At 63.5% G+C, this 25,963-nt stretch carries 23 protein-coding genes and 1 pseudogene; 10 read left to right on the top strand and 14 right to left on the bottom strand.

Annotated elements, in window-relative coordinates; all coding sequences use genetic code 11:
• Positions 1 to 3: 3 nt before the first annotated feature.
• On the bottom strand, positions 4 to 1,692 hold the full coding sequence (locus tag TX80_RS01230; protein WP_049921047.1) for a thiamine pyrophosphate-binding protein: 1,689 nt from the start codon (positions 1,690 to 1,692) through the stop codon (positions 4 to 6).
• A 103-nt stretch (positions 1,693 to 1,795) separates the two neighbouring features.
• Here TX80_RS01230 and TX80_RS01225 point away from each other — a divergent pair, with 103 nt between their 5' ends.
• Positions 1,796 to 2,656, top strand: a complete 861-nt coding sequence (locus TX80_RS01225) for a UbiA family prenyltransferase (protein ID WP_049922145.1) — start codon at positions 1,796 to 1,798, stop codon at positions 2,654 to 2,656.
• A gap of 56 nt (positions 2,657 to 2,712) precedes the next feature.
• Here the strand turns inward: TX80_RS01225 and TX80_RS01220 are convergent, their stop codons facing one another.
• Complete coding sequence (locus TX80_RS01220; RefSeq protein ID WP_049921046.1) at positions 2,713 to 2,988, bottom strand: hypothetical protein; 276 nt, start codon at positions 2,986 to 2,988, stop codon at positions 2,713 to 2,715.
• Positions 2,989 to 3,409: 421 nt separating this feature from the next.
• Between TX80_RS01220 and TX80_RS01215 the strand changes: the two genes are divergently transcribed.
• Positions 3,410 to 3,874: a GNAT family N-acetyltransferase gene (locus tag TX80_RS01215; RefSeq protein WP_049921044.1), complete on the top strand. Its 465-nt coding sequence runs from the start codon at positions 3,410 to 3,412 to the stop codon at positions 3,872 to 3,874.
• Positions 3,875 to 3,953: 79 nt separating this feature from the next.
• On the opposite strand, the gene TX80_RS01210 is transcribed toward TX80_RS01215, so the two are convergent.
• A complete protein-coding gene (locus tag TX80_RS01210) occupies positions 3,954 to 5,132 on the bottom strand; it encodes a redox-regulated ATPase YchF (RefSeq protein WP_049921042.1) in 1,179 nt (392 codons plus the stop codon).
• Between the two features lie 120 nt (positions 5,133 to 5,252).
• Between TX80_RS01210 and TX80_RS01205 the strand changes: the two genes are divergently transcribed.
• Positions 5,253 to 5,669, top strand: coding sequence for a DUF2267 domain-containing protein (locus TX80_RS01205; protein ID WP_049921041.1), 417 nt, complete (start codon positions 5,253 to 5,255; stop codon positions 5,667 to 5,669).
• A gap of 58 nt (positions 5,670 to 5,727) precedes the next feature.
• Here TX80_RS01205 and TX80_RS01200 read toward each other — a convergent pair whose 3' ends face one another.
• Positions 5,728 to 6,174 (bottom strand): hypothetical protein, encoded by a 447-nt coding sequence (locus TX80_RS01200; protein WP_049921040.1) that lies wholly within the window; start codon positions 6,172 to 6,174, stop codon positions 5,728 to 5,730.
• A gap of 409 nt (positions 6,175 to 6,583) precedes the next feature.
• Here TX80_RS01200 and TX80_RS01195 point away from each other — a divergent pair, with 409 nt between their 5' ends.
• Positions 6,584 to 7,792 (top strand): hypothetical protein, encoded by a 1,209-nt coding sequence (locus TX80_RS01195; protein ID WP_154658544.1) that lies wholly within the window; start codon positions 6,584 to 6,586, stop codon positions 7,790 to 7,792.
• Positions 7,793 to 7,988: 196 nt separating this feature from the next.
• On the opposite strand, the gene TX80_RS01190 is transcribed toward TX80_RS01195, so the two are convergent.
• Positions 7,989 to 8,720 (bottom strand): GNAT family N-acetyltransferase, encoded by a 732-nt coding sequence (locus tag TX80_RS01190; RefSeq protein ID WP_049921037.1) that lies wholly within the window; start codon positions 8,718 to 8,720, stop codon positions 7,989 to 7,991.
• Positions 8,721 to 8,899: 179 nt separating this feature from the next.
• On the opposite strand from TX80_RS01190, the gene TX80_RS01185 reads away from it, so the two are divergent.
• Positions 8,900 to 9,352 (top strand): hypothetical protein, encoded by a 453-nt coding sequence (locus TX80_RS01185; protein ID WP_049921036.1) that lies wholly within the window; start codon positions 8,900 to 8,902, stop codon positions 9,350 to 9,352.
• Positions 9,353 to 9,773: 421 nt separating this feature from the next.
• Positions 9,774 to 10,034 carry a hypothetical protein gene (locus TX80_RS01180; protein ID WP_049921035.1) on the top strand — a complete coding sequence of 87 codons (261 nt, stop codon included), beginning with the start codon at positions 9,774 to 9,776 and terminating at the stop codon, positions 10,032 to 10,034.
• On the opposite strand, the gene TX80_RS01175 is transcribed toward TX80_RS01180, so the two are convergent.
• Positions 10,031 to 10,615 carry a GNAT family N-acetyltransferase gene (locus TX80_RS01175; protein WP_049921034.1) on the bottom strand — a complete coding sequence of 195 codons (585 nt, stop codon included), beginning with the start codon at positions 10,613 to 10,615 and terminating at the stop codon, positions 10,031 to 10,033. The genes TX80_RS01180 and TX80_RS01175 overlap by 4 nt on opposite strands.
• Before the next feature lie 319 nt (positions 10,616 to 10,934).
• Here TX80_RS01175 and TX80_RS01170 point away from each other — a divergent pair, with 319 nt between their 5' ends.
• Both TX80_RS01170 and TX80_RS01165 read left to right on the top strand, forming a co-directional pair.
• Positions 10,935 to 11,921 (top strand): glycine betaine ABC transporter substrate-binding protein, encoded by a 987-nt coding sequence (locus tag TX80_RS01170; RefSeq protein ID WP_049921033.1) that lies wholly within the window; start codon positions 10,935 to 10,937, stop codon positions 11,919 to 11,921.
• An 8-nt stretch (positions 11,922 to 11,929) separates the two neighbouring features.
• Entirely contained in the window at positions 11,930 to 14,371 is a 2,442-nt protein-coding gene (locus tag TX80_RS01165; RefSeq protein ID WP_081661373.1) for a methyl-accepting chemotaxis protein, read from the top strand.
• 91 nt (positions 14,372 to 14,462) lie between these two features.
• Here TX80_RS01165 and TX80_RS01160 read toward each other — a convergent pair whose 3' ends face one another.
• The 3 genes from TX80_RS01160 to TX80_RS01150 form a co-directional block, all read right to left on the bottom strand.
• Entirely contained in the window at positions 14,463 to 15,419 is a 957-nt protein-coding gene (locus TX80_RS01160; RefSeq protein WP_049921032.1) for a M48 family metallopeptidase, read from the bottom strand.
• A 79-nt stretch (positions 15,420 to 15,498) separates the two neighbouring features.
• On the bottom strand, positions 15,499 to 16,428 hold the full coding sequence (locus tag TX80_RS01155; protein WP_049921031.1) for a hypothetical protein: 930 nt from the start codon (positions 16,426 to 16,428) through the stop codon (positions 15,499 to 15,501).
• A gap of 77 nt (positions 16,429 to 16,505) precedes the next feature.
• Entirely contained in the window at positions 16,506 to 17,159 is a 654-nt protein-coding gene (locus TX80_RS01150) for an HAD family hydrolase (protein ID WP_049921030.1), read from the bottom strand.
• 116 nt (positions 17,160 to 17,275) lie between these two features.
• Here TX80_RS01150 and TX80_RS01145 point away from each other — a divergent pair, with 116 nt between their 5' ends.
• Positions 17,276 to 18,946 (top strand): aldehyde ferredoxin oxidoreductase C-terminal domain-containing protein, encoded by a 1,671-nt coding sequence (locus TX80_RS01145; protein ID WP_049921029.1) that lies wholly within the window; start codon positions 17,276 to 17,278, stop codon positions 18,944 to 18,946.
• A gap of 14 nt (positions 18,947 to 18,960) precedes the next feature.
• Here TX80_RS01145 and TX80_RS01140 read toward each other — a convergent pair whose 3' ends face one another.
• The 5 genes and pseudogenes from TX80_RS01140 to TX80_RS18390 all read right to left on the bottom strand — a co-directional run bounded on the left by TX80_RS01140 (position 18,961) and on the right by TX80_RS18390 (position 23,197).
• A complete protein-coding gene (locus TX80_RS01140; RefSeq protein ID WP_230198657.1) occupies positions 18,961 to 19,317 on the bottom strand; it encodes a ubiquitin-like small modifier protein 1 in 357 nt (118 codons plus the stop codon).
• 83 nt (positions 19,318 to 19,400) lie between these two features.
• On the bottom strand, positions 19,401 to 20,747 hold the full coding sequence (locus tag TX80_RS01135) for an IS200/IS605 family transposase (RefSeq protein WP_049921028.1): 1,347 nt from the start codon (positions 20,745 to 20,747) through the stop codon (positions 19,401 to 19,403).
• Positions 20,748 to 21,144: 397 nt separating this feature from the next.
• Positions 21,145 to 21,987: an alpha/beta fold hydrolase gene (locus TX80_RS01130; RefSeq protein WP_049921026.1), complete on the bottom strand. Its 843-nt coding sequence runs from the start codon at positions 21,985 to 21,987 to the stop codon at positions 21,145 to 21,147.
• Positions 21,988 to 21,993: 6 nt separating this feature from the next.
• Positions 21,994 to 22,497 (bottom strand): YciE/YciF ferroxidase family protein, encoded by a 504-nt coding sequence (locus tag TX80_RS01125; protein ID WP_154658581.1) that lies wholly within the window; start codon positions 22,495 to 22,497, stop codon positions 21,994 to 21,996.
• Between the two features lie 128 nt (positions 22,498 to 22,625).
• A pseudogene (locus tag TX80_RS18390) lies at positions 22,626 to 23,197 on the bottom strand (FAD-dependent oxidoreductase).
• A gap of 201 nt (positions 23,198 to 23,398) precedes the next feature.
• Between TX80_RS18390 and TX80_RS01115 the strand changes: the two are divergent.
• On the top strand, positions 23,399 to 25,891 hold the full coding sequence (locus TX80_RS01115) for a hypothetical protein (protein WP_049921021.1): 2,493 nt from the start codon (positions 23,399 to 23,401) through the stop codon (positions 25,889 to 25,891).
• Positions 25,892 to 25,963 lie beyond the last annotated feature (72 nt).

The following is a 25,963-nucleotide window of genomic DNA, read 5'->3' as shown; positions in this document are numbered from 1 at the left end:
CGGTCAATCGTGGACGAGCACGTCGAGGACGTCGACCCCATCGCGATCCAGTGCCGTTCGAAGCGCCGGCTCGATCCCGTCCGGCGTCTCGACGAGTTCGGCGCGTGCGCCGTGGCTCTCGGCGTTTTGGACGATATCGACCGGCGGCTCGAAGTCCATCCCGACGAACTCGTGGTCGCGTTCGTCGCCGCCGAGCAATTCGAGGGTGTTGTCCTTCAGGATCCGGTAGTTGCGGTTGTCCGGGATGACGACCGTCAGATCCAGCCCGTACCGGGCGGCGCTGTAGATCGAGTGTGGGTAGTACAGGTACGACCCGTCCCCGATGAACCCGATCACGTCCCGGTGAGCGTCCCGCTGGGCTTCGGCGACCGCCGCGCCGACCGCGGCGGGCAGCCCGTAGCCGAGTCCGCCACCCTTGTTCGAGACGTACTGCTGTGGGGCGAGATCCCACCGGGTCAGCATGGCGTACTTCGAGGTGACGCTCTCGTCGACGACGTACGCGTCACCCGCCACTGATTCCATGGCGTCGACCAGCTGCGCCTTCGACGCGCGCGAATCGGTCTCGTCCCCTTCGCCCAGACCAGCGAGTTTTGCCTCGACCATCTCGGCGACCGCGCCGACGGTCTCGAGTCGATCGGCCACGACGGCGTCGGAAAGACGCGGCCGGACCCGTTCGGTGATCGCCTGAAGGATCAATCCGGGGTCGCCGACGGCGGCCGCGTCGGCGGGCTGGTTCTTGCCGACCTGCCAGGCGTCGGGACCGACGTGGATACAGGTCGTGTCGGGATCGACAAGCGCGCTCTCGTGGCGTGTCAGCGTCGTGTTCGTCGAACAGCCCACGAACGCGATGGTGTCGGTGTCCATCAGCGTCGACGCGAGGTCCTCGTCCGGCGGGAGATACGACAGCCACTGCTCGTGGTCGGTCGGGAAGTTGACTTCGGACGAGAGAATTTCGCCGTGGACCCGCGCCCCGGTGGCTTCGGCGAGTTCGACCGCCGCAGCGACGGCTTCCTCGCCGGCCCGGGCAACGTGATCGCCGACGACCACCGCCGGACTGTCGGCCTCGACCAGCAGGTCGGCGATCCGGTCGAGCTGTGCCGGATCGCCGCTTCCGGCGTTTGGAATCGCACCGAGACGCTCGGGTTCGGCGTCCGTTTCGGCCAGCATGACGTCGAGTGGCAGTCCGAGAAAGACGGGACCGGTCGGCGGCGTCATCGCCACCCGGAACGCCCGTCGGAGCATCGTCGGCAGCGCCTCGACGTCGAGCACCTCGTCGGACCACTTGCAGAACTGCCGTGTCATCTCGACGAGATCGCCGCTCAGGACCGGTTCCTCGTGACGAAAGTCGGTGCTGTGGTTGCCCGCCGTCACGACCACCGGCGCACCGGCGACGCTCGCCGCATAGAGGTTCCCGAGTCCGTGGGCCGTTCCGGGTCCGATATGGAGGTTGACGACGCCGACCGGCGTGATCGACTCGTCGTGGGAGGCGTGATAGCGCCGGGTTTGAGCGTAGCCCGCCGCCATCCCCACCGCGATGTCCTCGTGGAGTCCGAGCCGGTACTCGAGGTCGCTGTCGCTGATCGCCTCGAGCACCGGTAACTCCGTCGTTCCCGGGTTGCCGAAGACGTAGTCGACGCCGTAGGCCGCCAGCGCGTCGGTGAACAGTTCGGCACCTGTGTACTCGTCCGACATGGTCGCTCGTGACACGGCTCGACACATCAAACTGTGTGTCACCGACGACCGCGTTCGACGGTCGCCCCGTGGTATTATATTTCAGTTCGTTGTCGCCCGGGACATGTCCCTGGCGAGAACCGGGACCGGTCTCGAGGCGACGGCGCGAGCGTTCTGGTCGCAGGTCCACCCCGTGTTCATGACGCCGCCGCTTGCCGCGTCGCTGTTCGGCGCGATTCTCGGCGGTGAGATCGATCCCGTCCTCGCGATCGTCCACGTCGCAGCGATGTTCGCGGCCGTCTATACCGCACACGTCAAGGACGGCTACGTCGACTTTCACGTCCGCGGCGAGGACGACGACCACCCGTTGACCGAACGCGGCTGTCGCGTCGCACTCGCGCTTTCGACCGGTACCGTCGCCGTCTGCTGTGGCCTGTTGTTCGTCCTCGTCGACTGGGTCGCAGTCGCACTGACCGTGCCGACGTGGCTGATCGCATACCACCACGCGCCACAGCTCGATACGAACCCCGTGACGGCGACGACCGGGTATCCGCTGGGGATCGCGCTGTGCGTTCTGGGCGGCTTCTACGTCCAGACGGCGACGGTTGCGGCCGTACCGCTCGGATTCGCGCTCGTCTTTCTCGTATTGCTGTCCGGCATCAAGGTTATCGACGATACACAGGACTACGCGTACGACCGCTCGATCCGAAAACGAACCGTTGCGGTGGCCGTCGGACCGGCGCGGGCGTACACGATCGCGTACGGGTTGATGGGAACGGCACTGACGCTCGTCGTCGGCCTTGCGGTCGCTCACGTCTTTCCGCCGACGGCCGCCGTCGCGGCTCTCGCGTTCGCCGCCGTCGCCGCCGTCGCACGCCGGGCGACGCCGTCCATCGCGACGATGTTACTCATCCGCGGGTCGTACGTCTTTCTGGCCGTGCTCGTGGCCGCCGTTCGATTCGAACCGCTCCAAATCCTCCTCTGAGCCATGAAGCCGATACTACCCGCTCGAGACTCGATGCGACGGAATCGACGCGGGAACTACTGTTTCTGCCGAACGGGAATATGGTGGTCGATAGTCGACAGCGAGTGCGGATAGACTTCGACGAGTTTGAGTTCGGTTTGCGTATAGAGGTCGACAGCGAATCTCGGGAGGAGGTCATCGAGCGTCACCGGCGGCTCCGGCTCGTAGGTCGTCTCCGCACGCTCGACGAATCTCGTGACGTCCTCGGTGACGTCACCCCTGCTTTCGATCGTCAGCTGGTGTGTAATCACGCCGTACGTTCCGGTCTCGTCGATGAATACCAGCTCGGTCATTATCCATGGCCGAACACGACGATCGGTCCCGGCATACACATCCGAACGTCTCCGTCGGTCGTGAACGCGCTCTCAACGCGGCGACTGTCGATCACTGGTACCATTGTCCGCGGCTACGTGCGGTGCCCGATTCTTGCTTGTGCATGAGACGGCAACGTCAGCCACCGACGACGGACTCGAGCCCTGATATGGACCAGCACAAGGGCGTGGGATTCCGGACCGAACCCGGTCTTCACGTCGTGGAGACGGTTTCGATTCCGGCTACCGCGGACACGCGTGGTCACTGATACGGGACAATCCGCGCTCGTCTCCCGGTCGTGGATACTATCGATCGGCTCACGTTTCAGCACCTGCGACGGAAGTTTGTCTGACTATGACACACCGTGTGTAAATTAACAAGCGAGTGGCGGAGATTCGTCGTATGGAACTCATCGAAGTCGGTGCGGAAGACCTCGACGCGCTCGTCGACCGCTGGTATTCCCTCGCGAAAGCGATGGAAGCGTACGACGAACTGAACGTACTCGACACGGACGCGATCCACGAGGCCGCCGAAGACGGCTTCCGTTCCCATCTCGAGGACGACGCCGTCACCGACTACCTCGTCGTCCACGAAGACGAGCGTATCGGCTTCGTCACACTCCGTGAGGGCCGTCACCCGTCCCGACAGTACTCGCAGTACCTCCGCATCGTAAACCTCGCTATCGACGAGGCCCACCGGAGTCGAGGTCACGGTACAGCGGTCGTCGAGCGCGTGAAAGAACTGGCCCGGGAGCGAGGCTGTGACCATCTCACGGTCTCCTGTGAGTGGCACAACGAGGACGCACGTCGGTTCTACCGCGACACGGATTTCCGGCCGAAACAGGTCGACTATGCACAGCCGTTATAAGTTCGGTCCCACTCCACCATCGCGTCGTCACCGAGGGCACGGGAGAAACGTAACTGTATCCATATACTTTCCGCTATCGTCAATTAGTACTCACGATCTTGATCACGTCGCCCTCCTCGAGTTCGTAGTCCTCCCCCACTTCCCGATTCGACTTGGCGTTGACCGCATGCAGATAGCCGTCCCCGATGTCGGAGTGGACGGCGTAGGCGAGATCGACGGGCGTCGAGCCGTCGGGCAGCAGGTGGGCGTCGGGCAGAACGTTCCCGCTGCCGTCGGACCACTTCGAGGCGTCTTCGACGGGGTAGGCCGTGATATGCTCGAGCAGTTCGTAAACCGCGTGATCGAGCGCCCGCTGGACGCCCGTTCCGTCCCACTCGGCCATCGTCTCGGCCAGTTCCTCGAGGGCGTCACGTTGGGCGTCGCTTGCGCCGTCGCCGATCTCGATCGTCTCGTCGCCGGGATCGTAGGCGACGAGATCGTTGTCGGCGGCCCGCCGCAGCGCGAGTTCCCCCTCCGCAGTCGTCGGGATCACGGGCTTGTCGAGGTCGAGCAGGCGCTCGACGTTCTCCTGAGGAGCGACGTCGATCTTGTTCGCCGCGACGACGATCGGTTTGGTTCGCTCGCGGACCAGTCTGGCGAGTTCCTCGCGGTGGTCGTCTTCCCACTGGATCGGGTCCTCCGGGTAATCCAGTTCCCGCAGGACGGTCGCGATCTGTTTCGGCGAGGCACCGAACCCCGAGAGCATCTCCGCCAGCGCGTCGTCGATGTCGAAGTCGGGCGAGCGGGACTTGCGCTCGACCGACTCCCAGTTGCGCTCGACGATGCCGGCGAGCCAGAGGTCCATCTCCTCCTCGACGAAGTCGATGTCCTCGAGCGGGTCGTGCTCGCCGATGTCGACCGGTTCGCCCTTCTCGTTGGTCCCTCCGGAGGCGTCGACGACGTTGACGATGGCGTCCGCGTTCGTGAGTTCGTCGAGGAACTGGTTGCCAAGCCCCTTCCCCTCGTGGGCACCCGGGACCAGTCCCGCGACGTCGAGCAGTTCGATCGGAACGTATCGTTTGCCGTCCTCGCAGTTGTCGGCGTTACACCGCTGGTCGCGCTCGAGACAGGGACACTCGGTCCGGACGTAGCTTACCCCGCGGTTGGCATCGATCGTCGTGAACGGGTAGTTGGCGACGTCCACGTCGGCCATCGTCGCCGCCGTGTAAAACGTGGACTTGCCGGCGTTTGGCTTTCCGGCAAGCGCGATCGAAAGCATGCCTCCCCGTAGCGCCGTCGTCTCAAATTGTCTTTCGGTCTCCGCGGGGCGGACCGACCTTCGTGCCGGCTTTCGACTGAAGGGTTTACGCTCACTTCCACCGCGCGTGAACGAACACCCATGCAGTACGATGCCTTCATCGGCGAGGTACAACACCGGGCACAACTGGACTCCCGAGAGGCCGCCTTGAGTATCTCCCGGGCGACGCTGACGACCCTCTCGGAGCGCATCGAACCCGGGGAAGCCGAGAACATCGGCGCACAATTGCCCGAGGAACTCGGCCGGTTTCTCGAGGAGGTCGACGAGGTCGAACGGTTCGGATTCGAGGAGTTCGTCGACCGCGTCGCCGAGCGCGAGGAGATCGGCGAAGAAGACCCCGCCGACGCCGCATTCCACGCACAGGTCGTCCTCGACGTCCTCGCGGAGGCGGTGACCGAGGGGGCACTCGAGGACCTCAAAACGCAACTCCCCGAAAACGAGGGCTACGAAACCCTGTTCGAGATCGCCGAACAGGAGGGGAGTCCGCCCGATGCGTGACCCCGCTCGGGTAGCTCGGATGCCGTCGTGAAGTGAACCGATATCGACGAGAGGTGGCTTATTTCGAGAAGATACTATCGGCCGTCGCCGCCCCGACGACGCTAAATACCGAGCCCACGCTCACAGCCTTGAACGTGGTCAAGAGGATTCCGGTCGCCGATTTATCGGAGCCGAGGAAGGTCTCGGGTGCACCCAACAACAGCGCAAGCAGCGTCACCGAACCGAACGAGACGCCCATCAGGGAGATAAACCGCAGCGGGACCCCGCCGACCTCCTGTTCGACGTCGGCGTCACGGCTCGTATCCGCTTTGTACAGCGCAGCGTATCCGATTCCGAACACTAACACTACCGTTCCGATCCCCTGCAAAACGTTCATATTTCCCGCGAGATCCCACACTTCCTCGGTGACGACGAACGGACCTGCGAGTAGAAACCCGCCCACGATCTGCTGTGCTGTATCTGCCAGCCGGAACTGACGCGGCCGACGCGGTCGTCGAATCTTCATGGCGGGAGATGACGGGGCTATGGGAAAACTCCGCCGCTCGAGGGGAGACGGATACGGAGGCAGATCCTCCCTGTCGCGTCTCGAATTCGATGCGCTTCCGTAGCTTCCGGGTGACTCCGAACGTACACACCGGTTGCACGACGAACTACTCGGAGCGGTTTTTCGACCGGCGTCACTAACACGGCTCCCGAACGGCGTCGATCGCCGCTGACCCGCCACCGAGGATCGATTCGAAGCGGTGTCTCGAGCGATGTGCCTGATCGACCAGCGGTCTCGTCGGGAAGGCCGGCCACGGCGAAACTCGCCGGGACGGGGTCCCCTCTGACGAGGCCGTTCTCGTAACGGCAATAACGCATTTATGTATGATATTATATTAAAACTTAATTACTGGTACGGGCCAGCACCATGGGTGTCCAGAGACACTAACTTGTCCGATTCGGACGGATCGCTTGTCAGTCGTCGCAACGTGCTCGGTCTAGGCCTCGCGGTGACCGGTGGTGCCGGCCTCGCCGCACTCACCGGGTCCGCAGGGGCAGCGCAGAACAACATGTACATGCGGGACGCCTACATCGGCGACAGCGCCAACCGCGACGACCAGATCGGCGGTCGCGGCTGGCTGTACTTCGAGACGGATACGGGGCGAGTTTTCTACGACGACGGGAGCGGCTGGTCGGATCTCGAGATCGGCGGTGAGACGACCGGCCCGGACCCGACGACAATCGATGATAGCAGCCAGTCCTACACGACGGCCGGCAGTTCGATCGTCTACGTCGACACCTCGAGTACGGGTACCGCCGAACCGGTCACGCTCACGATCGACAGCGCCGACGAAGTTTCGGGCCGCTCGCTCGAGATCTACGACGTCGGCGAGGTCGCCGGGACGAACTCGATCGCGATCGAGAACAGTGCGGGCGAACTCGTCACGGAGATCGACGCCGATAGAGGGTTTACCGAACTCATCTATCAGGACTCACGATGGCTGGTCAAAACGTGGCCCGCTGACGGCGGCGTCTGGACTATGGAAGAATGGAATAATGCTGTTCCCGACAACGTGATTGATCACTTTGAGGAATCATTGTACGAGGATCAGAATAAGGGACTGGCGGACTATTACAGCGGTGACTTAACTCATTTCAATCGACAGCAAACGACTGTCTTCGAAGGTTCCTATGCTCTAGAGAATGATGGTGGTGATGAGTATTACGAAATTGAGAAAACGGACACAATCCTTGAAGAAGAAATAATATATTCATTTTGGATCCAGTTCAACAACAAGCAGGGTGCAGGAGGAATTGAATACTTTACCCAATCGGGAGGTGAATCCTCCTATCTGCTAGATTTCTCATTTGGTAATGACGAAGTTCGCCTACTTCTTGAGGAAAGTGGAGGTAATTCACAACTTGAGACTATATCTAGTACAACGTGGGTTCAAACTGCTGAATGGTACAAAGTTGATGTCCTAGTATCATCTGGCGATCATACTGTAACGATCTACGATGATTCAGGGAACAAACAGGAACAATTGACAACTACAGATACAACGTATACAAGTGGTGGATACGGATTCCATTCTCGTAATGGTAATTTAATGTCAGTAGATAAAATAACAGAACAATAATAATATTATCGTCATAGATGTAAAGAATAGGATGAGATATCAAATTAGAGTTACCGCGTAAGCTAACTGATAACGGTAATACCATGGCATCTACGAAGAACCGATCCAGTCTCTCGTCAGTGCAGAAGCGACGAGGATAGACGACCTATGCCGATGGTATTCCGTAGTGTTGCTGACCGAAACGAGGGCCGAGAGCTTATAACTCGACCGCCATCATTACCTCGTCGACGTCCCGGCCGTTGAGTTTGTAGTGATCCTCGCGGACGGCTTCGGTCTCCCAGTCGTGTTCCTCGAGGAACGCGATCGCCTCCTCGTTGGTCGAGGGGACGCTCTGGTAGACTTTCTCGTAGCCGTTGGAGCCGGCCCACTCGAGGCCTCGTGAGAGGAGGTGTGAGCCGATCCCGTGGCCGCGGTAGCCCTCGAGCACGCCGACGGTGAGTTCGGCGGTGTGGCTCAGTTTCTCGAGTTCCGGGGCGTGGAGGTGGACCCAGCCGACGACCTCGTCGTCGACGGTCGCGACGAAGAACATCCGCGACTCGAGTTCGTTGTGCCGGAGGAGGGTCTCCTCGTGGTCGATCTCGTCGGCGACGCTCTCGGCCTCGATGTAGGTTTTCTCCTCGGCGACCTGCCGGATCGCGCCGACGATCCCGGTGAGGTCCTCCTGTCGCGCCGGCCGGATGTGGAACTCGAGGTCCTCGGTGACGTACTCCTCTTCGGTTCCCGCGTCGATCGTGACCCGGAGTTTTCCGTCCGTCTCCTCGAGACGGCCGTCGCGTTTGAGGATCGCGACGTGGTGGCGGAAGCCGGACGGATCGATATCGAGTTGCGATCGAGCCTCGTCCGGTTCGACCGTGCCGTGTCGTTCGACGTACTCGTAGATCCGTCTGCGGTCCGCGTGCCCGAACTCGAGCGTCTCGCTGAATACCATGCCATGAGTTACCTGCCCACACCACTTAACCCTTGGCTGAGTGAGAACTATCCGTAACTTAATACACTCACACGTGAATCCGGGCACCCTTGCGGGTCCGTCCGTTCGGCTGTACTGCGTGGGATGGTCGAACATCGACGGATGGCAGTTCGGTCGGCAGTCGCCGTCCCACGCGAGCGATGATCGGAACGGATCTGGCGGTCGCCGGCTGTGTGCTCGCCCTGGCCGTAGCCACTGGACTGGTTGCCCACGAGTGGACACACGCCTTCGTCCTTCGCCTCGCCCGAATCGACTACGCGGTCTCGTACGCCCCGGACCGTACCGGTGGGATTGCCGGAATCGTGACGAGTTGTCCGTGGGCCGTCGTCCACCCCCGCCCGGACGGACACGAGCCGCCCTGGGTCCTCCGGGTTGCGGCCCTCGCGCCATTGCTCCTTGCCCTCCCCGTTGTCGGACTCGAACTCGCCGGTGTGCTGTCGACCGAGTCCCCTGTCGTCCTGGCGCTTGCGATCGGCTGGCTCGCCTGTGCGATTCCCAGCCCGCAGGACTTCTCGGTCGTCTTCTACGCCCACCGCGTTCTCGAGACGGCGGCTGACGCCTCGACGGGCGTTTCGCCGTCACGCGCCGACTGACAGGCACTCCGCTCCTTTCGTGATGGAACCGCGCCGCGGCGGGACAGCGAAAAACAGGCCGGAAGTCGAGCGGCCAAACTCGATCGGTCGGTTACACAGCCACGAGTAACCGGACCGAAACGGTGAGCCACCGATACTCGCAGGGGATCGTTCGAGTACCAGTACGTCGCGGTCGGCAGTTTCGCCGACAGCCTATCCGACGGAGTGTTTAACAATAAGTCTGTTCACTTCTCCAAATACTACTCTACTCGGATATATACTAAATGAATGGTCGATATATACCCTGAAATAGGAAGATCCACCATTCTCTCCCGTATCGACACGGGATTGTGACCGGGTGAAACCCGACTCGAGTCGGAACGCGTGACTCTCGGTCGGATCGTCACGGCCGTTTTTGTCCCGGGCCGTCGAGTCCCCGGATATGGAGCCGTCGACTCCGTCCGTCGACGATGACGATCCCGAGCGTCGAGGATCCGGTCGTCGACGGGCCGCGGTGTCCATTGCCCCGTTTCTCGCGCTCGGTCTGGGACATCTCGTAACGCTGTTTTTCTGGGGGGTAGATCCGCTGTGGGCCTTCGCAATCCTGCCGCCGATCCTTGCGGTCACCGCGATCGCCTGGGTCGCGTTTCGACACGGGTTCGACCGACGCCCGCGGGAGACTAGCCGAAACCGCCCGGACTAGCCGCCCGTATCGTACTTGTACGTCGCCGAATCGGGATCGATCCCGAAGTCCTCGGCCGACTCGTCGGTCGACGCCTCGTTTCGCCCCTCGGGGGCCCGTTTGAACGCCTCTCGTAACCGTTCTGGCATCCGAAACCGGTCGACGTCGATCGCGAGCGGGACCGCGTCCGGATCGGTTCGCTCGCGTTTCTCGGCGAGCCGTTCCTCGAGCACGGTCGGCAGTTGGGACTCCTCGATCCGGCGAAAGCCGAACTGGGCGAGGTACGCGCTCTCGCCCGTCAGCGCGTAGACGGTATCGAACCCCTGATCCGTGGCGTACTCGACGAGACGTTCGATGACGTGGGCACCGACGCCCTGTTCGCGCCAGCCCTCGAGGACGCCGATGCTCGTGAGCTCGCAGACGGCCTCGCCGTCGTCGGGTTTGTGGACGCGGATGCGTCCGAATCCGGCTTTCTCGCCGGATTCCTCGTCGACGGCGACGACGTAATCGCGCGAGCGGAACGCCGTATCGTCGAGGCCCATCGCTTCGATGTGATCGAGCAGCCAGACCTCCTCTCTGTTTTTCGCGTCCCGCACGTACATGTATTGCCGTACGCTGGCTTCGGTCAAAAGGGTTTACGGGCCGACACGGAGCGCGGGTATCCCGCCGATAGTCGACCGGTCCGTCGGACCCAATCGTCTCGAGGCCGGCCCCGGACCGAGAGGAACGCGGCGATGTCGCCCTCCCCGTCCTCGCGTCGAACTCGTGGGGCAGACGAGCGACTAGTTTTTTGTACTATGCTGTATGTATCAACTCCATTAACACTCAGAACAGCTTCGAAAACCGTCGAAACAAGGGTTTTTCGGGGTAATACCGGCCACCAATGATATAATAGCAGATCGGAGATTATAGGTCGGGATTATGAACAACGAGGTAAACGAGAGGGTTTCACGGCGAACACTCCTTGCAACCGGGGGAACGGTTGCTGGGGTGGGCGTACTGGCCGGTTGTCTCGGCGACGACGAGTCGGAAGACGGCGGTGGGGGCGGTAGCGACTCCGAGATCGTCGTCGGATCGAAGAACTTCACCGAATCGATCGTGTTGAGTTACATGGCTTACGAGGTGCTCGACTCGAACACCGACGTAAGCGTCGTCGACGAGACGAACTACGGCAACAACGCGGAAACGTGGGAGGGCTTTACGAACCGCGAGATCGACTTCTACTGGGATTATACCGGAACGCTGTGGCTGACCAATCCGCCACAAAACGACGACCCCGTCGTCGGGCAGGAAGCACAGTACGAGGCGGTCAAAGAGGAGATGGAATCCGAACACGACCTCGAAGTCCTCGAGATGGCCCCGTTCGAAGACACGTGGTCGCTGATGGCAAGTCCGGAAACGCTCGAGGAGACGGGTGTCGAAACGATCAGCGATATCGCGGCAGCCGTCAACGACGGTGACTACGACCTGTCGATCGCGGTCGAGGACGACTTCTACGAGCGAAACGACGGCTGGCCGGGACTGATCGATCACTACGAGTTCGAGGACGATGCCGTCGAGGAGTGGGAAGCCAGCGACGGTGTGGTCGTCGTCAACGTCGGCCTGACCTACGACGAAGTCCACATCGGAACCGCAGATATCGGACTGGCCTACAGTACGAACGCACAACTGGACACCTACGGACTCGCGCTGATCGAGGACGATCAGAACTTCTGGCCGGCATACAACCCGGTTCCGGTGATCGCATCGGAGAAGAGTTCGTCGGCGGTGCAGTCGGAGCTGAACGAGATCGGCCCGGCGATCGGAGGTCCGGAGACGATGCAGGAGTTAAACGCACGGGTCGACGTCGACGGTGAGGACCCACAGGACGTCGCCCACTCGTTCCTCTCTGAAAACGGAGTGATCTAAGCGAACGTATGACTGACGACGAGTCTCCATCCGACGATCTCAGAACGCGTATTGCAACCTTCACCGACGGCATCCGTGATCGATTGGTCGACCGCGAGCAGGCTGCTTCCGAATCGTCAGGGGGTGGCGTCGTGGATCGGATCCGATCCTCCTATCTGGCGAAGTTCTCGATCGCACTCCTGCTCATCATCGTTATCATCAGCGTTGCAGGGGTATACGTCCACCACGGTGCGACAACTACGCTCGATCGCGACGTCGAAGAGGGGTTGACGCTCGAAGCCGAGGCTGACGCCGCACAACTAAGCGAGTGGATCGAAAGCAACGAACTCCCAGCCCGATTGATTTCGGATCACCCGGCGTTCGACGACGGCGAGGACGCCGCACAGGCGTATCTCGAAGCTGAAACGGAATCACATCTCCCCGAGCGCGTCGAATCGGTCCATCTCGTCAACACCATCGAGGAAACGACCGTGGCGAGTTCCGATGAGACCCGAGTCGGCGAGAGCGTAAGCGATGCGCCGTGGATCACCCAGACCGCGTTCAGCGGGTACGACGACGTCGTTACGTCCGAGCCGTACACGAACGATCAGGGCACCCCCGTCGTCGCGTTTATGAGTCCGGTTCCACAGGAACCGGGCTGGGTCGTCGTCGTAACCGTCGATTCGTCGATGATCGCCGAAAACTTCGACAGTTCGATCGAAGGGACGTTCACCGAAGTGATCAGGCCGACGAGCGGATCGACGCAGGTGCTGTTCTCGAACCATCCCGAGGCAGACAACTCCGAGTTGACTCCGTACGTTCCCGATGCGACACAGCGTGACGTGCCCGAACTGCGCGACGGGGTAGCGGGCAACAGCGGCTTCCTCGAGAATCCGACGAAACAGTCGGAGCTTTCGGCCGAACACGTCGTCGCGTATGCCCCCATCGACGGCAGCGACTGGGTCGTCGTGACCCACGCACCGAGCGAGCAGGCATACCAGCTGAGCACCGACATTCAGCGGGGACTGTTGTTGTTCATCGGTCTCGCGCTGGTCGGCGTCGTCATGGTCGGTGGGACGATCGGTCGGAACACGGCGAAATCGATCACTACGCTGTCGCAAAAGGCCGAAAAGATCAGAGCCGGAGAGTACGACGTCGTCGTCGACTCGAACAGACAGGACGAACTCGGCACGCTCTATCGTTCCATCGACGACATGCGGACGACACTGGTCGAACGGCTCGAGGAGTCCGAAGAGGCTCGAAAGGAAGCCGAACGAAAGACCGAGGAGGCCCAGCGGGCGAAAGAAACCGCACAGGAGGCCCAGGAAGAGGCCGAACGGGCCAGACAGTCCGCCGAAGAACTGCTCGAGCATCTGCAGTTGAAAGCCGAGCAGTACCGCGATGCGATGGAAGCGGCCGCGAACGGCGATCTGACCCAGCGCGTCGATGCGAACAGCCAGAACGAGGCGATGGAGGAGATCGGCACCGCTTACAACGAGATGATCGCCGAGATCGACCGCATCATCGACGGAGTGAGCGCGTTCGCGGGTCAGGTCGCCGCCGAGAGCGAGGAAGTGACCGCGGGCAGCGAAGAGGTTCGTTCGGCGAGCGAACGGGTCGCCGACTCGATTCAGGAGATCGCCGACGGGGCAACCCGCCAGCACGAATCCTTGCGAACGGCCGCCGACGAACTGAGCAACCTGTCGGCGACGACCGAGGAGATCGCCGCCTCGTCGAACGAGGTCGCTGACATCGCGGCACAGACCTCGGCTGCCGGCGAATCCGGGCAACAGGCGGCGTCGAAAGCCGCAGACGCGATGGACAAGATCGACGAGAGTTCCGAACTGGCCGTCGACGAGATCCGGGAGCTAGAAACCGAAGTCGGACACATCGACGAACTGATCAAGCGGATCTCGAAGATCGCCGACGATACGAGTCTGCTCGCGCTCAACGCCAACGTACAGGCGGCGCGAGCGAGCGAAAGCGGCGGCGGCAGAGGGTTCGGCGTCGTCGCACAGGAGGTCAAAGCGCTCTCGAGCGAGGCCAAAGACGCCGCCGACGAGATCGAAGAGCGACTCGAGCGGATCCGGGACCAGACCGAGACGTCGGTCCAGTCCGTCGAGGAGACGAGCGAACAGATCGACGAGGCGATCGATCAGGTCGAGGCTGCCGTCGAGGAGCTCGACCAGATCGCCCAGTACGCCGACGAAACGAACGTCGGTGTGCAGGACATCTCCGAAGCGACCGACGAACAGGCCACGTCGCTCGAGGAGATCTCCTCGACCGTCGACGAGACCGCGACGATCAGCGAACGAACGACCGACGAGGCCGAAAGCGTCGCGGCCGACGCCGAAGAGCAGACGAGTTCGATCGCGGAGATGACCCAAAGCGCGAGCGATCTCTCCCAGCAGGCCGCCGAACTGTCGGAGAAACTCGATCGGCTCGAGACCACCGGCGAAGCCGATTCCTGACCCGGTTCGAGTCCGTTTTTTCGCGGTGGCGTGTTCGATACTGTCCCCCCGTTTTTCGGTCGGTCCGGTTCGATCGCCCGGCGTCGGCAGGTCAGCGATCCGCTGCCCGAACTGCGGCGGTCGCGTTCCGCGCCCGGTCGGCCAGTCGTTCGATCCGTTCCGCCGTCGACGGGTGCGTCGAGAGCAGCCGTGACAACGCGTCCTCGTCGTCCGGGGAGACGTACAGCGGGGACAGGAGCCCGCGACGCGGGTTCCCGGCCCGGTCGATTTTCCGCAGTGCACGCGCCAGCGCGAGCGGGTCGCCGGTGACCGTGGCCGCTCGGTCGTCGGCCGCGTACTCCCGGTGTCGTGAGTGGGCGCGGACGACGACCGTTACGAGCAGGAAACACAGCAGGACGCCGTGCTCGATCCAGCGAAGCACCCGGCCGAAGGGGGTAGCCCGCCACGACCACGGCCGACCCCGGGCCCACGCGAGCGCTCGAGCGACGCCGACGACGACGAGCACCGGCGGCACCGACACGAGAAAGACCACTCCGACGATCGTCCTGAAGACGCTGTATGCAAGCGTCTGGACGAAGGCATCGTGACTCTCGAGGTGAGCGAGTTCGTGGGCGACCAGCCCCTCGAGTTCGTCGACGGTCAACAACCGCAACAGCGAGCGATCGAGCACGACGGTGCCGTTTCGCGCGCTACCGATGGCGAACGCGTTCGGTGTCGGAAGCGCTGCGACCAGCACCGTCGGCTCGTCGACGGCCATTCGATCGGTCAGCCGGTCGATCCGCCGGTAGAACGCCGGGGCCCGCGACCGCGGCAGGTCGACGGCCTCGAGACCCGCGAGCAACTGAGTCGTGCCGAACCGGTAGCTCAGGGTGCCGACGACGACGGCGGTGCCGACGACGAGCACAACCGCGGTCGCCGGTCCCGGAACCGAGTGCCAGAGCAGCGTAAGGCCCAGATACCCAAGCGCCGCCAGTCCGACGTAACACAGCAACACCGAACAGCCGACCAGCACCAGCAGGACACGGGTTCCGGTTCGGGACGGTGCCATAGGAGAGCCTACAGACGGCTGTCGCAAACGCGTTTCGTCTGTCGGCCGCGACGGTCACGCGGCGGCCGGAACCGTCCCCTCAACTGCCGGCCAGTGCCTCCTCGAGTCGGGCTTCGATCTCGGCCAGGTCCTCGCGAAGCGCTTCGTCTTCGAGGTCGTCGAGCCGATCTGCGATACCTTGGAGGCGCGAGTACTTCTCGTCCTCGTCGACGCCGGTCTTCTGGACGTAGACGTCTTCGCTGACGTCGTAGACTTCGTCTTCGGTGAGGTCGGTCACCGAGAGCACCACGTCCAGTTTCTCCCGATCGATACCCAGCACCCACTCGCGGGGAATGCCGTGCTCGTCGAGGGCGGCGAGGACTGTCTCCTCATCCAGCGGCCGGCGGCGCATGCGGGTCGTCCGTCGAACCGTGCCGTACCGACCGTGGAGTTGTTGGTCCGGACCCAGCCGTTCGAGCAACGCGTCTCGAGCCGACCGCCGCAGTCGATCGGCGCCGCGCTGGACGTCGGAGGCGAGGACGTAGAGGTCGGTCACCGGGTCGGTCTCGAGCGACGGGAGATCGCCGACGTCGCCTTCGAGACGGTCTAGCAGTGCTGCGAGAAGCAGGGAATCGTCGTGAACGCGTTCGGGATTCGTTCGCGCCTCGGCCGCGGCGACGAGAGACGGGCTCGATCCGGCCGCGGCCGCGTCGGGATCGCGGACGATCGCGTCGTCGGCGACCGTATAGCGCCCGGAGAGCGTTACGACGGTCGCGTACGGCTCGATCCCGGGTTGGAGATCCGTGATGGCCATCGCTCGGCCGTCCCCCGAGAGCTGGGCGTCGAACACCGCAAACTGCTCGCGCCAGAGCGATCGCTCCGTCCCGCTGTCCGCAAACCGGATCACGATCCGATCGCTTGCGGTGTCGACGATGCCGAAGTGGCGCTCGGAGACGGGCGTTACCAGTTCGGTACCGGGCTCGAGCGCGTCGCATTCGGCTCGAAGGTCGTCCCAGGTGTCGTCGTCCATGCCGTAGTCTCCCACGGAGGATGACAAAAAGCGGGGGCCGGAATCTGCGGTCGCAGACGGGCGGTCGGGCGGCGACGCTACTCGAGAAGCGCCGGAAGGCGAGTGAGCGACGAGAGTCGGTACTCCGGTTCCGACTCGAGCGTCGGCGAGTCGGCGTCCGCTCGGGAAAGCAACGCCGCGTCGATGCCCGCGTTGTGGGCCGCTTGCACGTCGACCGCTCGGTCGCCGACGTACAGGGCCGAGTCAGCCTCGAGCGTCGCCATCGCGTCTTCGATGTTCCGCGGGTCCGGCTTTCGTCTGGCCAGCCCGTCGGGGGTCAGCGGACAGCCATAGATCGTCTCGAAAAGCGATCGGAAGCCGAACCGATCGAGCAGCCGCGAGACGACCGTCGGATGGTTGTCGCTGACGATTCCAAGCGGCCGCTCGAGCGATCGCACGGCGGTGACATCGTCGTAGGCCGACCGCAGCCCCTGTTCGACGTCCGCGACCTGTGCCCGGACGAGTTCCGTGGCGGCCGCGGTACAGAACGTGTCGGTGTCGATCTCGAGGCGACGACACCGCGTTGCGATCGACTCGAAGTCTCCCTGTACGAGTCCCTGAAACAGCTCCGTCGCCGACCCCGACCGGCCGATCCGATCGGCGGCTCGCCCGAACGCCTCGTATAACCGCTGTGACGAGGGCGTCTCGACCACGACCCCATCGAAGTCGAACAGGACCGCGTCGTAATGCATCGATGTCACGAACTCATTGGTCAGGGATAATAACTGTACCTAGTGTCGAGCGTTCACACCGATCGGCAAAGACGGAGGTCAACACTAAGGTCGCTCGAGCGGGGAGTACGTACCGAATGCTTCACGCCCAAGGGCCACTGCTCACCGTCGACGTCGGTGAGCGAGCCGCGACGGAGACGGTGATCGACGACGTACTCGAGACGTGTGTCGGCGGGCGAGCGGCGGCGACGGCGCTTGCCCACGAGCGGATCCCGTTCGACGCGGACCCGCTCGGTCCCGAGAACCGGGCGTCCCTCTCGACCGGACCGCTCCAGCAGTCCCGGATGTCGTTTACCGGCCGGATGAACATGACCGGCCTCTCGCCGCTGACCGATGGGCTGGTGTCGGCGAACGCGGGCGGCTATCTCTCGCGGAACTTCGTCGGAACGGGGTACAGCGTGCTCGAGATCACCGGCGAGAGCGAGGAGTTGCTCGCCGTCCACGTCACCGATTCGGGCGTCGAGTTCGAGGCGGTTCCCGACCTCGCGGGGGCGACGGTCCCCGAGACGAGCGCCGCGATGACCGAGCGCCACGATCTGGGACCCGAACACTGCATCGCGATCGGCCCCGCGGGCGAGAACCTGGTGCGGTTTGCCTCGGTGATGACCTTCGACTCGCGGGCGTTCGGCCGCGGCGGCCTCGGTGCCGTCCTCGGCGCGAAAAACGTCAAATGCGTCACGTTCGACGGCGACACACGGCCGCCGGTCGAGATCCCGAATCCGCCGGAGATGGACGTCCACCGGGAGGCCGCCCAGTCCGACGACCGGATGCGCCGACAGGGGACGACCGGCAGCACCGAGTTCATCAACGACAACTTCTCGCTGCCGACGCGCTACTTCCGGGAGTACGAGTTCGAGGGCGTTGCAGCCATCGGCGGCAACGCGATCGAGGAGAAAAAGTACAAGAAGGGAGCTTGTTCGGCCTGTGCGTACGCCTGTAAACTCCCGACGCGGGACGAGGAAACCGGCCTCGAGACCGAAGGGCCGGAGTTCGAGACGGTCTACTCCTTCGGCTCGCTGCAAGGCGTCGACGACGTCGTTGACGTTATGCGGGCAAACGAACTGTGTGATACGCTCGGAATGGATACGATCTCGGCCGGCGTCACCGTCGCGGCGTACCTCGAAAGCGAGGACGCGTTCGGCGACGCCGACCTCGCTCAGGAGATCACCGAGAAGATCGCGTCCCGCGAGGGGATCGGCGACACGCTCGCGGAAGGCGTCGATCGCATCCACGGCGACCTCGGCGTCGAGAACTGGACCGTCAAGGGGATGGAGTTCGCCGCCCACGACGGCCGCGTGCTCCACGGGCAGGGGCTTTCCTACGCCGTCGCGAACCGCGGCGCGGACCACCTCTATGCCAGCATGTTGAGCCTCGAGTACGGCGGCGACCTCGATCCACAGGGGACCGCCGGAAAGGCCGACACGCTCGTCGAACGGGAGAATTACAACGCGTTCCGCGATACGGGGATCGTCTGCGCGTTCGGGGACGACTACGTCACTCCCGACCGCCTCGAGACGCTGTTCGACGCCGAGTACGCCGATCTGCTGGCCGTCGGCGCACGGACGGTTACCCGCGAGCGTCACTTCAACAATCAGCGCGGCTTCGATCGGGAGGACGACGACCTTCCCTACGAGATCCCGGGACTCGAGGACGCGATCGATGACTACTACGACGCACGCGGCTGGTCCGCTGACGGCACCGTTCCCGACTCGCGTCTCGAGTCGATGACGGAAGCGACGCGGGACTAACCGCCAGCGTGCAGTTACCCGCCGTAGACCGACGGAACAAGTCGGAGTACGTCGTCCGCCTCGAGTTCCGTCCCGAGTCCCTCGAGGTGCGTGACGTTCCGTTTGTTCTTCGTGACGACGGTATCGCCGGCGAGTCCGGCCTCGTCGTCGGCCACGAGCCGTCCCTTGAGGGCCGGATAGCTCGACTCGAGGTCGGCCAGGAGTTCGCCGACGGTTTCGGCCTCCGTCTCGTACCGGACGGTCTTCTCGCCGACGGCGTCCCGAAACGGACCGAAGAAGACGCACTCGAGTTTCACACTCCGGAATTGGGGGTGATATCCCTTGTAGCCGACGGTTCCGATGGTCGGCGTGACGACGCGAGGAGCGTTCACGTCGCGGACAGTGCAGGCCGACGACTGATGACATCCTCCCCGCCGTGAACGGCGGGGTTTCCTCCGTGGGAGTCTCAGCCGGTCTAAGATTCCCCGGAAGCAACATTCCCGTCACGGTGGACGGTAATCGGGTCTGTGCGCTGTTCTTTGGGACTTTCGTGAGAGTGTGGTGGCTCCGACCAGTTGTGGTCGTCCCACTCGAACCGCACGGGCCGTGCCATCGGCCTGACTGCCTGTTCTGTGTGCCGTCTCAGGAACGTCTCTGACGCCGTGAGGTCGGCGTGCCCCTCGAACCCACACCGACAGGTGAGCGTGTCCTGATGCCGTGTCGTTCGGTCTGTCGAGCCGCACTGCGGGCACTCTTGACTGGTCCATACTTCCGACCGGACTTCGACCGAGATGCCGTATTCCTCGGCGGTACACGCCAGTCGCTCGGTGAATTGCTTGAACGCCCAGAAGTTGTGGGTCTTGGCGTTGGTTTCGACCGACCAGTGCGTTTCGAGTACGTCGGTCAACCCGCCGATATACACGGTATCGACATCTTCGGCGTACAGTCGGTCCAGCAGGTCACGACACAGTGCTTCTTGGGCGTGGTCCCGGCGACGGGTTCGCTTGCGGTACAGTCGCCGGATGCGCTCGCTACTGTATCGGCTTTCCCGTAGTTTCGACTGTAACCGGGCAATTTCTCGTGTCGTCTCACGGAATCGCTGGAACAACTCGCGGCCTTCGTACAGGTATTGCTCGCCGGTTGTGGTGGTACAGGCGACGAGATTGTTTGCACCAATGTCCAGAGCGGCCTTCTCGTCGGCCAGTGGAGTATCCCGTGCATCGTCAGAAACAGTCACGGGTTGCGAAGCTCGGAAGGTGCTATCAGTCTCGTCGTACCACAATTCTAACCGGCTCTGGTCCTCGTAGTCAGGCCAGTTCGGGTCGCCAACGATTTCGAGCCGGAGACGGCTTTTCGGGCTGTTGTGCCTATCACGGAGTTCTTTTCCGATAACCATCTCAAGCCGAGAGCGGTCGCCCCATTCGACGGTGTATGCGTCCTTTCGGACGACGCCTTTGAGAACACGTCCGTCGTCCTCGTTGCCACGGAAGCCCGGCGGTTCCGGGTGTTCCGTGACCGACGTGTTCGATTCGTCGTGATACGCCTTCTTGTTCTCGAAGAACGACCACCACGCTTCGGTGTTTGCTCGCCGGACAGTCTGGGCGGTGGACGCGCCGAGAACGCCTTTGTATTTGCCTTCGAGTTTGCCGGTATCGGCGTCCCACACATCTTCGCCCTCGAAGCCGTCTTCGTCGTTGTAGCGCATGAGGCGCTGGTAGTTTATCTCGTTCCAGAGAGCGGCGGAAGCGTCCAACAGGTCCCGTAGCACCTGCTCATCGTCGTCGGTGAGTGGTCGCACGGCAAACGTGTTGGTACGCTTCACGACGACAGATTGTTAGGTTGTCATGCATAAAAGACTGTTGGACTATGCGACCAAACGTAGAAATAACCCACACGCTACAGGGACGTATCAAAGACTTCGCAGAGGAACGCGACCTGACGCTATCAGAAGCCTATACAGAGTTATTAGAAGCCGGACTCGATACGTTGGAGACTCAAGACCAGCAGTAACTCGGCAGCTTCTCACCAGAGCTTACGCGATTCACTCCCGCCCTGCTCAGTTCTCGGTTCCGACTGAGCGTCGGAACGCTCGTCCTTCGCGGGAAGGGCGGGATTCTCTCGCTGAATCAAGATAGCGGACGACGCTCACGAGGAGGGCTGGCCCCGCGTCTGTGACTGGCTCGAGGCTCGCAGCGAGGCGAGCCCGGTACGCTGACGGATCAGGCCTCGAGCGACGGCGGCACGGCCCGATCCAGAAACGAGCGAACCCGCGAGTCGAACGTGAGCTTTCGTTCGTGGAAGGCCCCGTGTTTCGCGCCCGAGACGAGTTCGAGTTCCCCGTGTGGGAGCCCTGCAGCGGTCTCACGGGCTCGGGCCGCCGTGAAAAACGGATCGCGCTCGCCGCCGAAGACGAGCGTCGGCCGGTCGATTTCCTCGAGTCGGCCACAGCCGTCGAACTCGAGAATGAACTCGAGCGAGCGCCGGACGTCCGCAGGCTCGGCGGGTCGTGGCTGGACGAAACGCCCCATCGTCTGCACCAGCATGGGGTAGCCCATCGCGCGGCAATCGGCGAACATGGCACCGGCGAGTTCGGACCGGATCGACGCCCAGTCGCCGTCGTGGGCGTAGCGCTCGAACCGCCGGACGATCGGGCGAGCGTCGTCGTCGAGACGACAGGCGCTGTTCGCGACCACGAGTCGATCGATGGGCGTCGGGTTCCGGCGGGCAAGCTCTAAGCCGATCAACCCGCCCATGGAGATGCCGATCGCGTCGACTCCGTCGCTCGAGTCGGCGATCGATTCGAACGCGCGAGCGTGGGTCGAAACCGAGTCGTCGGCGTCGTACCCCGGCGGGAGCCCGCGGGGACGACTGAGGACGTAGACCGTATACTCGTCGAGGTACCGCGCGAAGTACGGCGCGAGCATCCAGCCGGTGCCGGGCGGATAGCGTCCGGAAAACATTGCGTCACCGAACCCCGGCATGACGACGAGCGATCGGGAGCCGTTCCCGACGCTAACGTAGGGATGGCCACCGGGGAGATCCCCGGTATCGCTGCGGATCACGGCCGATTACGACGGGGTCAGCCGGTCCCACAGCGACTTCATGTCCTTCGCCGTCGCCAGCGTCTCGAGCTCGCGGAAGGCGGACTTCTCCTCGTCGTAGTTCGACTCGAGCGGGCGTTGCACGTCGTTGCCGAGTTCGAGTTGCTCGGCGAGGGTCGTCAGCCCCTCGTAGGCCGTCATCTCGACGCGTTCGGTCATCATCCCCGCGTTCAGGTAGACCATGTTCAGCAACTCCTCGTCCTCGATCCGGGACTCGAGGTCGCGTCGGTCCTCCTCGAGCCCGTCGAGGATGGCACAGTCGCGGGTTTCCGCGGAGCGGTCCAGCGCCGCGAAAACGTCCTCGAGTCGCTGGACCTGCGTTCTGGTTTCGTCGCGGTGGTCGGCAAAGCCCTGACTCATCCGGTCGTTGGTCGTGTTGCGGGCCATCTCGTCGAGCGTCTCGACGAGTTCCTGTTCGATGTAGTACTGTTGGGCGAGCTTGTGGACGAACAGCTCCTGCAGGTCGTTCATGGGCATACGTAGTATCCGCCACCGACCAGTTGCTTAGTCGTCGACCCCGAACACGCAGGCGGCCCCCGCCCGTCGCTCGCCGATCGACCGCCGTCTCGGCGGGGAGCCACCGAAGCCGGTCGTGGCCGTCACTCGGACTCGAGGATCGGCACGTCGTCGGGCACGTCGAAGTCGTGGAGTGCTCCCCTTTCTCCTTGCTGAGGATGTCCAGCGCGGCCGACGCGCCGTCGCCCGCGGCGATGACGGCCTGCCACTCCTCGTCTCGGACCATCGCGCCCGTCGCGTACAGGTCGTCGATGCTCGTCTCGGTATCGAGGTCGACGTCGACGGTTCCGTCGTCGTCGAACTCCACCTCGAGGGCTTCGGCGATCGACCGATCAGCGCCCGTCGCGAGGACCACGTAGTCGGCCTCGTAAGTGTCGTTCTCGGTTTCGACCTCGAATCCGTCGCCGGTCGGGTCGACGTCGGTCACCGCCTCGCTCTCGCGCACGTCCGCGCCGCGATCGCGTACCTGCCCGCGCGTGAGTTCCATGAATTCGTTGCCGCTGATGCTCCGGATCCCGGGGTAGTTGAACAGGTGGGCCTTGTGCATCCACGTCTCGTCTGTGTCGAAGACGACGGTTTCGAGGCCGTTCTTCGCGGTAAACAGCGCTGCGCTCAGGCCGGCGGGGCCCCCGCCGACGATGGCGACGTCCAGCATACCCCGAGCGACCACGACAACGGAGTAAACGGTTTCGCCGGAGACGGGGAGCGTTTCGAAAGCCGGCCCGTTCGATCCCCCTGCGAAGGGAATTCGGCCGGGATCGACACGTGGTGTCGTCGATCCCGGCGAAGCCGTCATGGGAAAATATCAAATATCACTGGATTAGATTAATGATGCTACTATTGGATGCTAGGGGAAATGAGAGAGAATACGGACGACCGACTCGACGCGTCGACTCGGCGGGGACTGCTTCGCGGGGCCGCGGGTATCGCAGGGGGACTCTTCCTGAGTGGCCCCGCAGCGACCAGCGTTCGCGGGAGCCCCAGCGCGAACACCCCGGCTGCGTCTTCGGCGGCGAGTGCTGGACCGACGTACGGTGATCCGGTCACGCTGCCCGAGGATGAGCAGGCCCAGACCGGCCAATCCAACGAGTCGGGGGTTCGCTTCACCGCGACGGCGGATATGGTCGGGCTGGAGGTGACGCTCTCGAGCGAGGTCGACGGGCTCACCGCGGCGTTTCTCAAGGCGGGAGCCGGCGGCGAGCCTGTCGACGAGGTCGATCTGTCGAATCGGGGCGCGGGGGATACGGTGACCTTCGAGTACGACGTTCGCGCGGGCCGAACCTACGAGGTGACGGCCGACGCCGGCGGCGGCGAGTACGTCCGCGGTCGCTCGAGTGCCGATTACCCCTACGCGGGCGACGAACTGGAGGTGACCGCCGGCGTCTATACCGGCGGCGGATCGGACACGTCGAACTACCGGTACAACGTCTCCGAGCTCAGACCGATACTCGGCTCCCGCGACGACCGGGAAGCGCCCGAATATCTTCCGGACGACGCACACGTCGTGTGGGTGGACGAGGAGCCGTCTATCGATGCCGACGGTGACCTCTCGGCGGAGATCGCATCGTATCTCGAGGCCCGGACGACGGTCAATCACGCCTTCGTCGTCCCGGGCGGATCGTACGATTGGGGCCAGCCGTTGACCGTCGGCGACGCCGACTACTTCGGCCTCGTGGGGGCGGATCCGGACGACAGACCGGTTTTCGGGATCACTCGATCGATGAACGCGTTGCTCACACTCGGCGTCGGCGGAGTTCCCGACGAAGTCGACTGTCGGGATTTCGTCGGCGACCTCGATGCCCATCCGGCCGACGCCGGCGAGACGAACGACGCGGGCTTTATCGTGGGTACGATCGGCTCTCGGGGGCGCTTCGAGGACCTCGAGTTGGTCGGGAAACGCCAGCGGTGGTACCACGAGGGACAGGAGAGCGGTCGAGGGAACCGATTCGCGTTCCGGATTCACGTCGCCGATACGTCGGGGGAGGCGCTCGTCCGACGCCTGCGGATGCTCGACGGCGAACTCGACACCGCCGCCGGACCCGACGAGAACCAGGAGTACTCGATCGGCGTCGCCGTCGACCCCGGGAACAACGGTACTGTCATTTACGAGGACTGTCACATAGCCAACTGGATCGACAACGGGTACTACTTCTATCGCGATCGGGACCAGGCGGACAACGGCACTATCGGCGACGCGTACATCTACGATTCGCGCTCCGAGAACTGTTCCGGCTGCGACCTCCGACTCGGCGAGAACGACGAGGCGCACGGCTGCGAGATCGTCCTCGACGACATGGCGGGACGGATCCCGGGGACGGCGCTGTGGCTCCACGACGCCGGGGCCTCCGTCGAGGACGTGACGATCCACGCGACCGAGACGAACTTCCACCTCGTCCGGTTCAACTCCAAGACCGACGCCGCGACTATCGACGGACTCGACCTGTACGTCGGCCCGAATCACGAACACGAGGTCTTCAAGTGTACCGAGAGATCGTACACCGATCACGGCGACATCGTCGTCGAGAACTTCGACGTCGAGGTCCACGGCACGGGCGGGACGGACGCCGTTGACATCGATCGCGACCTCGTGACCTTCCGGAACGGGAGCTTCGAGTTCCACGGCTCGAGCTACACGGGAGTCTCGATCGGCGACGACGGCACCACCCTCGAAAACGTCGACATCACGGCGACGAACGGCGGCGACGCCATCGGGATCGACTCCGGAAACGTCGAACTCACGGGAACGACCGTCGACGGCCACGGCGACGGGGCCCCCGCCGGGTTGCGACTCGAGGACGGCTTCGATCCCGACACGACGACCGCGGCGGGGAACGCGTTTTCGAACGTCGAACTCCGGAACGACACCGGCCACGACGTTTCGCTCGAGGACTTCGAGGAGGGCACCTTCGGCGGCGGAGCTGGGGACGGCTGGATCGACCTCGGCACCGACGACGCCGCCGATTCCACCACCAACGAGAACGGGATCCACTTCCACGCCGAGGAGGACCTCGCCGGCATCCGCCTGCGCCTGTCCGGAAACAGCGCGGGCGTTCGAACCTGTCGGCTTTACGATGCGTCCAGCACGAGCGTCGTCGCCGAGAGGGACGTCTCGTCGCTGGAGGCCGGCGACGCGTTCACCGTGGCCCCCGACGGCGGGCTCGAGGCGGACAGCTACTACGTCACGCTGGATGCCGACGGAAGTTGGACGCGCGGGCGGTTCGAATCCCCGAGCTACCCTTACGGAAACGACACGCTGACGGTCAAACACGGCGTGTACACGGGCGGCGGAAGCACGACGGAGGACGTTCGGTACGCGTTCAGCGAGGTGGCCCCGATCCTCGAATCGTGAGCGTCCCCCGTCGACGACGGACCGCGAAACGGGGTGTCCGAACCGGTCGGTACGGACCGATGCTGCGGGCAG

This window comes from Halopiger djelfimassiliensis (assembly GCF_000455365.1).
Lineage (GTDB): Archaea > Halobacteriota > Halobacteria > Halobacteriales > Natrialbaceae > Halopiger_B > Halopiger_B djelfimassiliensis.
Note: the sequence above shows the minus strand (reverse complement) of the source record. Positions and strands in the feature narration are given on the sequence as shown.